Annotated in this window: 9 protein-coding genes; 4 read left to right on the plus strand and 5 right to left on the minus strand. The window is 41.1% G+C overall.

Going from position 1 to position 12,644, the window contains the following annotated elements:
• Positions 1-119 precede the first annotated feature (119 nt).
• The 4 genes from RMZ95_RS33570 to RMZ95_RS33585 all read right to left on the minus strand — a co-directional run bounded on the left by RMZ95_RS33570 (position 120) and on the right by RMZ95_RS33585 (position 7,687).
• On the minus strand, positions 120-3,575 hold the full coding sequence (locus tag RMZ95_RS33570; RefSeq protein WP_409884478.1) for a filamentous hemagglutinin N-terminal domain-containing protein: 3,456 nt from the start codon (positions 3,573-3,575) through the stop codon (positions 120-122).
• Positions 3,576-4,110: 535 nt separating this feature from the next.
• Positions 4,111-4,767 carry a DUF928 domain-containing protein gene (locus tag RMZ95_RS33575; protein ID WP_409884480.1) on the minus strand — a complete coding sequence of 219 codons (657 nt, stop codon included), beginning with the start codon at positions 4,765-4,767 and terminating at the stop codon, positions 4,111-4,113.
• A 283-nt stretch (positions 4,768-5,050) separates the two neighbouring features.
• The gene (locus RMZ95_RS33580; protein ID WP_409884482.1) at positions 5,051-6,931 is read right to left on the minus strand and encodes a CHASE2 domain-containing protein; all 1,881 of its coding nucleotides are present in this window, start codon (positions 6,929-6,931) and stop codon (positions 5,051-5,053) included.
• A 27-nt stretch (positions 6,932-6,958) separates the two neighbouring features.
• Complete coding sequence (locus RMZ95_RS33585; RefSeq protein ID WP_322672392.1) at positions 6,959-7,687, minus strand: response regulator transcription factor; 729 nt, start codon at positions 7,685-7,687, stop codon at positions 6,959-6,961.
• Between the two features lie 799 nt (positions 7,688-8,486).
• Here RMZ95_RS33585 and RMZ95_RS33590 point away from each other — a divergent pair.
• The 4 genes from RMZ95_RS33590 to RMZ95_RS33605 all read left to right on the plus strand — a co-directional run bounded on the left by RMZ95_RS33590 (position 8,487) and on the right by RMZ95_RS33605 (position 11,578).
• On the plus strand, positions 8,487-9,887 hold the full coding sequence (locus RMZ95_RS33590) for a Rieske 2Fe-2S domain-containing protein (protein WP_409884484.1): 1,401 nt from the start codon (positions 8,487-8,489) through the stop codon (positions 9,885-9,887).
• A gap of 22 nt (positions 9,888-9,909) precedes the next feature.
• Positions 9,910-10,590, plus strand: a complete 681-nt coding sequence (locus tag RMZ95_RS33595) for an SDR family oxidoreductase (RefSeq protein WP_409884487.1) — start codon at positions 9,910-9,912, stop codon at positions 10,588-10,590.
• A gap of 390 nt (positions 10,591-10,980) precedes the next feature.
• Entirely contained in the window at positions 10,981-11,304 is a 324-nt protein-coding gene (locus RMZ95_RS33600; protein WP_409884489.1) for a helix-turn-helix domain-containing protein, read from the plus strand.
• A gap of 109 nt (positions 11,305-11,413) precedes the next feature.
• A complete protein-coding gene (locus RMZ95_RS33605) occupies positions 11,414-11,578 on the plus strand; it encodes a hypothetical protein (protein ID WP_409884491.1) in 165 nt (54 codons plus the stop codon).
• A gap of 225 nt (positions 11,579-11,803) precedes the next feature.
• On the opposite strand, the gene RMZ95_RS33610 is transcribed toward RMZ95_RS33605, so the two are convergent.
• On the minus strand, positions 11,804-12,469 hold the full coding sequence (locus RMZ95_RS33610; protein ID WP_409884493.1) for a glutathione S-transferase family protein: 666 nt from the start codon (positions 12,467-12,469) through the stop codon (positions 11,804-11,806).
• Positions 12,470-12,644 lie beyond the last annotated feature (175 nt).

A 12,644-nucleotide genomic window follows, 5' to 3' on the forward strand; every position in this document is an offset into this window, starting at 1 on the left:
AAATGAGTACCCCGAAATAACAAATGAGTACCCCGAAATAACAAATGAGTACCCCGAAATAACAAATGAGTACTGTTCTTGTTAGGTCTGTATTGAACTCAACCCAGAAGCGCTATATTTTAATCGCATTCTCGACTGAGTACCAAGCGGCCATCAGCAAGTCGATAAAGCCCTTGTGGTTCAACTATTGCATCGCCTTTTTTCCAAGCCTGCGATGTTGATTCAACATTACGCACTTCACCTGTAGAATAGATTGAAATTAATCCATCTCCCGGACTACTACGTAAAGCACCAGAACCAGTGATGAAGAATGTACCCTTTTGTTTTGAACTGCGAACAATGCAACTATTAGCGATCAGTGCATTAGTATTGATGACATTTGGGGATAATCCAGTAAAGCTGTTTTGAATGTAACTGGTATCGGGTGCGTTAATATTTGTTATACCTGATACACCTAATTCAGAACTTGCAGTAACATCGCTTTTTTCGGTTGGTTTTGTCCGCGCTTCGATACCGAAGATACCTTGCGAATTGATTTGGACTCTTCCACCGGAACCAGTATATGCATCGGCGCTGATGTCGCTGTTTTCTTCGGGGCTGGCGACGATGAATTTTGAGTCAATATTGATGTTACCGCCATCGCCACCTGATTTGGCTAACCCCGCAGTTGTGCTGATATTGCTGTTACGACGCAATAGTAATAAATCTGTAGCGGTTAAGTTAATATTTCCACCATCACTAGAGTTAGTCACAGCAGTAATAGCGGCTTTATTATCTAGTCTTACAGCACTTGAATTAATATTAATATTGCCGGCAATTCCATCTCCCAGACTACTAGCAGATAAAGCTGCACCATTAAGAGATAAATCACGGGCTGTAACGTTAATATTGCCGCCTTCACCTTTACCTGTGAATCCTGCATCTATTCCGACTATGCTAAAGATACCAGTGTCAAAGTTAAAACCATTGGGAGTTGTCCCCTGAAGAGAGAATTTTCCGCCAGCATTAACGGTGATATTACCTGCATTTCCTTGCCCAAATGTCGCAGCATTGATGTTAGCACCATTTGTGAAAGAAATGTTGCCAGTGGCATTAATTAGCACATTTCCAGCATCGCCTCTACCAAGAGTAGTGGAATTTAGAGCAGCGCCATCGGCTAAAGAAAAATTACGCCCCTGAATTTCAATATCTCCACCCTTACCTACTGCATTTCGGTAAAGAAAGGAGGACAAAGCGCTTTTTCCCGAAATAGAAACATCACCACCTGCTCGAATTGCAATTTTACCAGCATTTCCCTCTGTGTCAATAATTGTTGCTATATTACTATCTTTGATTTTTGTGTCACCCAATATGCTTATAAAGACGTTACCCGCGTTGCCTTTACCATTAGACAATGTAATTAAATCAGCATCATCAGATAGCTCAAAACTACGGGCTAAAATCTCAATATCACCACCGTTACCTATACCAGTTTCCAACACTCCGCTAAATATTCCGCTACTAAGTTTTTCACTACGTCCAGAAAATTTCACAGCACCATCTGCTTGAATTTTGATATTCCCAGCATTACCTACACCTGACGTACTAGCACTCAAGGAAGAACCATCTGTGAAAGAAACATTTTCTTTTGTATTGATTGAGATATTGCCAGCATTTCCTTTACCATCAAGATTGCTGTTGAAAACGGAAGATTTTCCACTTAAAGAAAAAGACTCTGCGAGAATACGAATATTTCCGGCATTACCTTCACCCGATGTACTAGCACTCAAGAAAGAACCATCTGTGAAAGAAACATTCTCTTTTGTATTGATTGAGATATCGCCAGCATTCCCTTTTCCACCAAGATTGCTGTTGAAAACAGAAGATTCTCCACTTAAAGAAAAAGACTCTGCAAGAATACGAATATTCCCGGCATTACCTACACCTGTATTAGAAACGACACTGAAAATATTACTTTTGTTTGCAATCGAAATAGTGTCTGCTGCTTGAATAATAATATTGCCACCATTCCCCTGTCCATTGGTGCTAGCAGTGAAATAAGAGTCATTATCTAAAAAGAGTTTTCCTGTTTGGATATTAATATCTCCACCATTACCTACCGTTTCCGGTACCGTAAAATTGGATAATCGACTGCCGTTAGTTAGAGATAAAGTATCTTGAACTTTAATAGAGATACTACCAGCATTTCCCTGCCCACTCTTGACAGAGCTAATAGTCCCTTGGTTGCTTAAGTTAATTGTTTGAGCATTAACTGTAATATCTCCAGCATTTCCTTTTCCAGGGCTACTGGCAAAAAGTAGCGCACCTCCACTAATAGCCAAACTTCTAGCTTCGACACTCAAATTTCCAGCATTTCCACTACTGCTAGTACTTGTTCCTGTATAAAAGCCACTTAAAAATATACCCCTGCCAAACAATTCTACAGAGTCAGAAGCTTTGACATTCAAATTTCCTCCATTACCGGAAGATACAATATAAGTTGAAATATAAGCTCCATCTGTAGCGATTAATTTTCCTGTATTAACGTTTAACTCTCCAGAGGAACCAGCATCTTGAGACTCTGTATATAAGCTGCTGGCAAAATTTTTGTCTGTTGATTCTCCAATTAGTTCTATTGACTCGGTAGCGTTGACATTAAACTCTCCCCCAGGTTTTGAACCAGTGGTGATAGACAAAAGCGATGAACCATCACGTACTGATAGTTTCCCTGCTTGTACTTGAATAGAACCTCCACCCTCTCCACTGACATCAGCTGAGGCTTTTTGAGATAGTTGGATATTTCCAAAAGCATTTACACCTGAATATCCTAAAGATAAACCTGAATCATTTTGCGTCAAGCTAACTAAACTCGGTGATACGATGCTTCCTAATTCAATTCGTCCAGACTCAGCCCTCAGATTTCCACCTTCCAAATTTATGTCACCGCCAACAAGTGCAAGGGTTTTCCCTGGTTGTACTTGCAATCCAGGAACATCAGTTCTAATGGTTCCAGCAGTGGATGGATTGTACGTTAAATTATGACCTGATCCTTGTACTGTGATTTTTCCAGGATTCACCCCGAATTGTAAGCCCAGAGGAACGCTAATAGTTAGCAAAGGTGTATTTTGAGGGGTAGTTGCACTAAACTCTCTACCATCAGCGAATTTTATACTACTTGCCGTTGTCCCCACAAATGATCCCTGCATATCTAACTGGGCATTTTTCCCAAATAAAATGCCATTGGGATTGAGCAAAAATAAATTTGCATTACCTAATACTCCCAATTTCCCGAAAATATTTGATGAGTTACCACCAGTAACGCGAGAAAAGATATTTGTTATCCCTTCTGGATTGGCAAAATAAACGCCTCGACCTTCACCCACGTTAAAATCTTGAAAACTGTGAAATAGGTTAGCACCACGAGCCGCACCGCCCTCAATGCGGTCATTGTTTGTATTAAGAGGAATGACTTGCGATCGCTCTTTTCCCAGGCTGTTATCGGGAGTTAACTGAGCAACAGCAGGATTAATAGAAACTGCAATACCTACCACGCATCCCAGCCATCCTGTGACAGCAATCGACCAAGTTTTTACCATTTCTATTCTGCCTACTATTTTTATAGTGGTTCTTAGTTGTTTAATAAAGACCTCACCCTAACCCTCTTCTCTTAAGAGCTACCGTGTACGCACAAGTCAAATTACCCCCCTTAATCCCCCCTTATAAAGGGGGGAAATAAGAAATCTAGTTCCCTCCCCTTTCTAAGGCTACGGTGTACACACAAGTTATCGAATTACTACCAGTTCTCGAATTACCCCACCCTAACCCTCCCCTTTACAAGGGGAGGGAACCGGGTTTTTCTTGTTTCCCCCCTTGTAAAGGGGGGACTAAGGGGGGTAATTCGATTTGTGTGTACACCGTAGCCTTTCTAAGGGGAGGGTTAGGGTGGGGTAAAACTGACATGAAAAACCAAGTGAGTAAACTATTTCAGACTTATGTGTACACCGTAGCCTCTTAGGAGAGGGGATCGGAAAAACTTTTATTGCTGGAAGCGGAGTAAGATTCAAAGCCTCTCTCCTAAAAGGAGAGAGGTTTGGAGTGAGGTCAGAGTGTGTTGCATCAAAATGAAAACTGCTATATTTTTTCGCTGCCAATTTTCTGGAGGTATTCAATTCGTTGCTGAATATTTTTTTGATCTACGTCATTACCAATCAGCATTTCTGACTGTGCAAGTTCTTTAACTAAAGTTGCCCCAGTTTGCCCCAATTTAGCATTACCAGTTGCTTTTAATGCTTCTTCTAATGCTTCATACCACAGTTCATTTCCAGTATAATAATTTATACTTTCTGGAATGCTAGTAAATCGATTTTTAGCAAGTGATTGAGGATTGATAACGGTAAATTCTGCACGTCTAATAATCGTGTCGTTTTCGCAGTCAATTGCAATTTGCCATAAATATGTTTTACCGACTGTGAGTTCGGGGTAATCAACGGGAAGTTTTAGTTTGTTAATCCCAACTGTTGTGGGTATTTCTTTAACTTGCCCAATTTTTTTAACTGTCTTGGGTGAATCAAATTCATACAGTTGGAATCGCGCATTTTGAGAACTTGACATATACCAAGCTAAGGTTGGACGTGTGGAAGCAGTTTTACCGATAAATGTCTGAGGTGCAAGCTGCGTCAGTGGTATGCCGCTAGCTGAACATCCACGCGAACCACCTGCACGGGTATTGTCGCTGGCTGGTTTGCGATCGCGTGGTTTAAACTCGGCAAATGCTGGGACTGCGGTCATAAGAAAAACTACTCCTACAACCAAGCTTGTAAATCTGCCCTTATTTTCCCAAAATACGAAATGTTGATGACTCATGGTAAATGCTGTTGATTGTGTGGTTATCTAAAACTTTTTAAGAATTAAGAATTCTGGCGACTAATATCATGTCCGTATAATTAGTTATGATTTCCACAGTCATTGCACCCCACCCCCAGCCTCTCCCTGCAAGCCGGAGAGGCTGGGGGTGGGGTTCTTCAGGTTTAATAAGTAATCTAGCAGACATGATATAACGCCTTATTCCTTCTTAAAATTCCTTTGTAGGTTTCCAACGAAGTTCACATATAGTCCCACGTGGAGAAAGCGATTCACGGCGAAACTCTCCTCCTAATTGTTTAGCAAGCATTTTAAAATGTTTTGTGCCTTTATTCTCTAGTTTTGATTTAATACCTGAACCGTTATCTCTTACAGATAAATTGTATTTATTTGCACTATAAACACCCGATGCTTGAACTCGCTTGACTCCTTGGGCGTGTTTACCAACATTACATAAAGCTTCTTCTAAAAACAGACATATTCCCCGTTTTTGTTCTATAGTTAAATATTTATCATCAATCGGTTCAAAATTCCGAATTTTAACTTTTAATGTTTTAAAATGTTCAAAATCTTTACGTTCTAATGTACTTGAGTAAACCTCATATAATAAATCATGCAAAGGTCGTTTCAATTCAAGTATTAATCCGCTACCTAAACGTAAGCTCTCTTCTGTGGTTAATGCTTCGAGTTTGAGAAAATCGCCAAGTTCACGAATTTCGCGATCGAGTTTTTCAAATTGCTCAACCAGTTGTTCGTAAGGAATATCTTTAGCACGCAGATGCTTTAATCCATAAGCAAGAATTTGCAAAGGGCCATTATGAATTACGGTAAATGTGTGTTGAATTGTGTTTTGACGTTCCTTAATTTGCGATCGCAAAAATTTATCATGCTGGTAAAAAGCACCTAAACCTAACCCATTCACGGCTAATATCAGAAAACTAGGTGCTACAGGAATCCATACACCCCACACCCACAGCATCATATACCCGCAGCTAAACAAACAAAATGCTGCTACAGTTACAGTCAGTAAATTTGCTTGAGCAGATTCGGTAAACCGTCCGATAACGATCGACAAAATCCCCCAAACAAATATCCATGTGTACTCTCCAAACTCTCCCCAACTATGCAACATTGTCCGGCTATCTATTACGCTACTAAGAATTTGACTGATAACATGAGCGTGATAGTCAATACCATAAATTTGACCGCTTAATTTTAAATTAGATAAAGCTGAAGTATAAAAAATATCACCCGCGCTCATATTGCGATTGCCAACTAAGACAATGCGATCGCGCAGCAGTTCTGCATCAACTCGATCGTTGAGAATATCGCGCAGCGAAACAATATTAAAAGGTCGATCGCTGTTGCGAAAGTTCATCAAAATTGACAACCCCCCATCATCAGCCCTGACATATCCGCCAAAATTATGGGTAATTCGGGGTAATTCAATCCCACGGAATCTTATTGTATTCGGGTCATTTTTTCCAGTTTGCGGCTCAATTCCTTTCGCATTTAAATACTTAGTAACTAACCGCAGTGCTAAAGAATATTTATCTTCATTGATATTCTTAGGATTTGGCGTATACAACAAATAGCGTCGATTTTTGCTATCTTCATCATTAGGTAAATCGACAAACCCAACTCGTTCGGATGGCAAGCTCTGGGGTGGTGAAATTTCTCCAGGCTGTAAAATTTTTTCAATACCAATAATATTAGAATTTGCTCGTAATATCTGCGCTAGTTGTTCGCCACCAGGTTCTACAGAAACATTTTTGAAGATATCCAACCCAATGGCTAGCGGTTTATAAGTTTCCAGCTTGGTGAGTAACTCTGCAATCTTCTGATCTGGGATTGGATATTGTTTAACCCATTCAATATCCTTTTCGTCGATACCCACAATTACTACACGTTCATCAGGGTTTTCTATCGGACGCAGACGTAGCATCGTATCAAGCAGCATCCATTCCCAAGATTGTATTCCTCCAATTATTCGGATCAAAATTACCAACAACAGCACTACGATCCCTGGACGTACAGCCAGCAACCATAACTTGAATTCTTTCCAAATGCGATTCCTGGTTCTCTTTTTCATCTAGCTTCTAGATTAATTTTTTGCGTATTAATCAATTAAGCCTTCTTCACGGGAACGAACTTCGGTTTGGATTCGCATATTCTTACCACTTTGCTTACAGTCTTCAGGATATACACCCAAAACATCCTGAATCTTTGTCCAGTAAGTCCGCACTGCTCGTTCTGATTTATACATTCGATCGGCGATCGCTTTATCTGTTAAACTCTCTTCAAAAGCTAACCGCAACACATCCAACCATTCCGGTTTGAGTTCGATTCCCGTTTTGATGTCTTTGGTGTGAGTTGCACCCTGAAGTGCCAAATTAACCCGCATCAGCATTTCATTTTCAGGTAATCCTTTGTCTGCGATCGCAAACCCACCTTGATGATTATCAATCTCGTGTTTGATCCGGATCAAGGCCTTCACATAACTAGTTTGCACGATAAAATTTTGATGGGGATATTCTTTGAGCAAATTTTGCAACAGCTTAATTCCGGTATCAATTTCTGCTATCTTCCCTTGCCGATCGGGAATTGATAAATCCATCACAATCAAGTCAAACTGATGAAGTTGAAGTTGATAAAGTGTCTCTTCTCTAGTCTGAGCTTTAACAATAGCAGCTTCGGGATACTCTCGATTTAATACATCAAGAGTACCAGTCAAAATTAATTGATGGTCATCGACAACAAGAATACCCAGTTTTTTCTCCACTGGTAAATGTCCATAAGTGCGATCTTTTTTCAAACTTACTTCTACCGGATTTTTACTTATGTTCATTTAAACTAAAAGTTTCCTTAAGCTTTACAAAAAATCTTTTACTCTACAGTGTTTATTTTGCTTACTTTTCACAGTAAGTCCTCAATCCTCGAAAAAGCTTGGCTTTTTTTACAGCTTAATTATCAATAGCTCTAAGTTAATGAAAATAGCTAACGGAAAATCAGGGTTAGGAAACCGCTAAAATGAGCTTTTCCACATCGCCTGAATTGTCAGGTTTATCTTGAGATTCATATTTTGTAATTTTTATCCCTAACTCTACTCGTTAAAGTATGCACCTATTTTAATTGGAGATCAGTTTTCAAGCTATGCACAAAAGTGCAAACCTAGACAGCAAGTCTAAATTCAAACGGCAATGAGAGCAACACGATTTTATAACATTAGTGCGATTACTTCGCCAGAAAGCTCATCTTCTAGCTAATTTCCGTCACAGTAACCCCGAATGCGGCATTGTTGACCTCAAGCCTCACTGTCACGACTTTCAATATGTCCGTGAAACCATAAAAATGCTTCCTCAAAAACCTGAGCCTATTTTATTGACTCAGATTTTCCGCAAGCTCACAGGTTTGGGTCGTATTCTCCCTGTTCCAGTCAGTGTTTAAGCCTGATAATGGGGTAAGAGTTCTCGGCGTAGGGAAGGATTGAGAAACTTGTCTTGTCAGTGTTTACTAATAGCATATTATCTGCCATTTTAGTGGCTATTCATAAAATCAAAAATGGAAATGCGATCGCCATACAGCCAATGTTCATACTAGTTAAAATAAATCTTAGAGTAGGCAATAAAAGTTAATAAACATCAAAAATGCTTGAGAAAGAAGTTAACGTCAGAGATAGTTTGCACTCAAAACAGCCTGGGGGCGGCAGCGATCCGAATAGTTTTGATTGTAAAGAAACATGGTATCCCATCCATTACCTAGAGGACTTAGACAAATCAAAACCAACGCCTTTTACAGTGCTGGGAAGAGATATTGTAATTTGGTGGGATAGACTTGCCCAATCTTGGAGAAGCTTTGAAGACCAGTGTCCTCATCGTTTAGCACCGTTGTCTGAAGGCAGAATTAGTGACGATGGGCTTTTGGAATGTCCCTATCACGGTTGGGGTTTTTCTGGAGATGGGAATTGTCAAAGGATTCCTCAACAAGTCGAAGGTGGAACAGCAGAGACATCAAAACGAGCTTGTGTGGCATCATTACCAACTATTGAGAAGCAAGGACTACTGTTTGTATACGTTGGTGAATATGAAAATGCTGCCAAAACCGAAGTCCCAATAATTGAACCATTAGAAGAATCTCCAGAAGGATGGGTTGTAATTAATACATTTAGAGATGTACCTTATGATGCATTAACCCTATTAGAAAATATACTAGACCCTAGCCACATATCGTTTACACACCATAAAACGGTAGGAAATAGGGCAAATGCAGCACCTCTGGAACTTGAAGTCATTGAATCTGGGAAACATGGATTCAAAGGGATTTGGAAACAAGGTTTGAAACCAGGGCAATCAGGAGAGTTATCTACAACCTTCGTCGCTCCAAGTTTAATGTGGCACGACATCAACTCCCAGCGCGGCAGAATTCTAACCGTTGTTTATGCTACACCCATACGTAAAGGAGAATGTCGTGTATTTGCACGTTTTCCTTTTAAGTTTCCTTCTAAACTTCCAGGTTGGTTTATTAAGCTCAGACCGCGTTGGTATTACCACATTGGACAAAATGGCGTTTTAGAAGACGATCAAATTTTTCTCCACTATCAGGAAAGGTATCTTGAAGCTAAAGGAGGTAGCCCGAACTTTACTAAAGCCTTTTACCTTCCAACCAAAGCAGATAGTTTTGTATTTGAACTGCGTCAGTGGGTAAACCAATATAACGCTGAACCATTTGGCAAAGAGACTTTTTCTCCCCCATTGGCAAAGTCCGTGCTGCTGGAGAGGTATCATTCTCATACGGAAAAATGTGCCAGTTGTAGCTCGGCGCTTTCTATTATTGAGCGATTGAGATTTGGGAGTGGAGTTGCAGCAGTACTTGCTTTGGCTTGGACTCCAATGCTTTTATTTTTTCAGACAACATCAGTTGTAATAGTTGTGATTGAAACTCTAGCTCCCTTAATCTTTGCACTAGCATGGATCGGACTAAGTAAGTTAGTTATTCAGTTTTATGATGGACGAACCTTACCTCCACGAAACCGACCGGAAAAAAACTGAAATCCAATAATACCAGAATAATATGACTAAGCTGATCTTAATTACAGGCATAAGTAAAGGTCTAGGTTATGCGATGACCGAGGGTTTTATTCAACAGGGACATACTGTTATTGGTTGCGCTCGTTCATCAGATGCTATCGATAAAATACGCCAAAAGTTTAGTGCTACCAACGATTTCACATCTGTAGATGTGGCAAATGAACAACTTGTAAAAAAATGGGCCCAAGACGTACTTCAAAAATATTCACCGCCAGATATAGTGATAAATAATGCAGCAATTACTAATTACCTAGCACCTTTGTGGGAAATACCATCTGAAGAATTTTCTGAGCTTATAGATATCAATATCAAAGGAGTAGCGAATATAATTCGCCATTTCGTACCAGCAATGGTGAAAAACAAACGGGGTATTATTGTTAACTTTAGTTCTGGCTGGGGACGTTCGACTTCAGCCCAAGTAGCACCATACTGTGCTTCTAAGTGGGCAATAGAAGGATTAACTCGTTCTTTGGCACAAGAATTGCCAACTGGTATGGCAGCTATACCCCTCAATCCAGGTATTATTCATACAGATATGCTTTCTATTAGCTTTGGAGAAGAAGCTGCTAATTATACACCCGTGTCCGATTGGGTATTGAAAGCTGTTCCATTTATTCTCAATTTAAAACCCAAAGATAACGGCATTCCCTTGACTATACATTAAAGAGTGAATTTCAATTGCGTAGGCGTAGCCCGTCGTAGACATCGTTGCAATTAGGAGCCGACAGTTGAATTATCGAAGAATTACGTGAATACTGATATCAATTTACATTGAAGCTGCACAGAAAAGAGCTTCAAGAATAAAGTCATAGGAAGTTAAAGAAATAACACGCTCTGTTGTCAGATTACTGGTAACCTCGTGGAGGCGATCGCCTTCAATAGTACAGAAGTATTACTTTGATCCAGTTCTGAAAGCTTTGTATTCGAAATAGAAATGGTATTAGTGAAGTACTACAGGACTTGCGCAACTGGCACAGTGCGATCGCAATGACTCAATTTATGCTACAAATAGTTGCAACAAATTATTTTGATTGTAAACTAGAAGTTGCATAATATGGCAAGTAGAGAAGATATGGAAGAGGTCGTGATGTTACCACTGACAGAAGTAGGTTCTATAAAATGGACAGCTGCGCGTGGGCAAAAAATGCGTGAGTTGCGTGGCGATATACCGTTGTTGAATTTATCCAAAAGGCTTACTGAATTTGAAGTAGATATTTCTCGCCAGTACTTGAACAGGATGGAGACAAATACAGATGTCAAAAACGCTTCTCCAGAAGTCCTTACTGCTTTGTGTAAAATATTTGGCTGTACATTAGCTGAGTTACTGTGCTTGAAATCAACCAAAATTGTGCAATTAGGGGTTGATATTTGTAACTAAAAGTTGCATAAAAGCATCAAGGAGAGCAACCTACTTTCCTCAAACACGAAATCCGAGAGCAACTAAATTAAAACTTCAGTGCGGCAAAAGTAGCCAAAGCTAACCCGGAGTGGCCGGAAGTAAACTTCTAACGATCGCTAATAGTGTACTGGGTAAGTTCGACCCATCGCTGTTGCAGAATGATAGCTACATTCTCCGGTTAGAAGTTGCTGATAATGGTGGCGACATCAGTTATGTAGAGAATGGCACGCTTGTAAAGCTGAAATGCTTATAGTTAAACAGTTTGCAATTGTTTGCGTAATTCATGCCGGGGTTTGGTCATCAAGGGATAAATTTTTGGGCAAACCTACATCATCTTCCTATCTGCGATCGCCGCTTCTGATACCATTAATGCTCAATGGGCATTACATGTAATACCGTTTCACTTTAAAGTTGATACAAATAGGAGGCAGGGGGCAGGGGGCAGGAGCAATAGTGTCAAATCTCTCTTTTGCGCTAGTCAGCCAGTCGGTTGCTGAAGAGTGAAAACCGCTAATTGAGCGGCGAAAGCACGCTTGAAGGCGGGCCGCGCTTCACCACGGGCGACATAGGTAGAGAGATTTGGATAGTCGTCCAGCATACCCGAGTCTTTCAACCTGAGCAGCACTTCCACCATCATCAGGTCGCCTGCGCTGAATGCACCATCGAGCCAGTCGGCATCTCCAAGGTGACTGGAAAGTTCTAAGAGCCGGTTACGGATGCGGCCTTCGACGACACGCAGGCGCTGCTCGTACCAGGCCTCATCACGCTCTAAGTACGTGGCCATTTCCCGATCAACGATTGGCGGCTCCATCGTGTTAAGTGCGGCAAACATCCATGCGATCGCTCGCGCTCGACTATTGGCATCGTCTGGCAACAGCCCTGTATGGCGCTCCGCGATATGGAACACGATCGCCCCCGACTCGAACAGGGCGAGATCGCCATCCTCATAGGTTGGAATTTGCCCGAAAGGATGAAGCGCACGGTGCGCGGGTTGCTTCATCTCACTGAACGAAACAAGACGAACGTTGTAAGGTTGGCCCACTTCTTCGAGCGCCCAGCGAACGCGCATGTCACGCGCCAGTCCCTTGCCGCCATCAGGCGAGCGTTCAAAGGCAGTAATAGTGGGTGTCATTGTCAGGGTCATAGTGATTTCTCTTTTGGGTTCAATTTTCTGCTTTGGGTGTGTGTGAATGGCACGCTTGTAAAGCTGAAAGCTCGTCTGGGCAGGGTGTTGGGGGTAGGGTGTAGGGTGTAGGGTGTAGGGTGTAGGGTGTAGGGTGTAGGGTGTAGGGTGTAGGGTGTAGGGTGTAGGGTGTAGG

The sequence above is a fragment of the Nostoc sp. DedQUE07 genome, from assembly GCF_034530975.2.
GTDB lineage: Bacteria > Cyanobacteriota > Cyanobacteriia > Cyanobacteriales > Nostocaceae > Nostoc.

What these genes read in the sequence shown, in the direction of transcription:
- RMZ95_RS33570 (WP_409884478.1), bottom strand. Translation starts at nt 3,575, where the DNA reads ATGGTAAAAACTTGGTCGATTGCTGTCACAGGATGGCTGGGATGCGTG.
- RMZ95_RS33575 (WP_409884480.1), bottom strand. Translation starts at nt 4,767, where the DNA reads ATGACCGCAGTCCCAGCATTTGCCGAGTTTAAACCACGCGATCGCAAA.
- RMZ95_RS33580 (WP_409884482.1), bottom strand. Translation starts at nt 6,931, where the DNA reads ATGAAAAAGAGAACCAGGAATCGCATTTGGAAAGAATTCAAGTTATGG.
- RMZ95_RS33585 (WP_322672392.1), bottom strand. Translation starts at nt 7,687, where the DNA reads ATGAACATAAGTAAAAATCCGGTAGAAGTAAGTTTGAAAAAAGATCGC.
- RMZ95_RS33590 (WP_409884484.1), top strand. Translation starts at nt 8,487, where the DNA reads ATGCTTGAGAAAGAAGTTAACGTCAGAGATAGTTTGCACTCAAAACAG.
- RMZ95_RS33595 (WP_409884487.1), top strand. Translation starts at nt 9,910, where the DNA reads ATGACTAAGCTGATCTTAATTACAGGCATAAGTAAAGGTCTAGGTTAT.
- RMZ95_RS33600 (WP_409884489.1), top strand. Translation starts at nt 10,981, where the DNA reads ATGGCAAGTAGAGAAGATATGGAAGAGGTCGTGATGTTACCACTGACA.
- RMZ95_RS33610 (WP_409884493.1), bottom strand. Translation starts at nt 12,469, where the DNA reads ATGACCCTGACAATGACACCCACTATTACTGCCTTTGAACGCTCGCCT.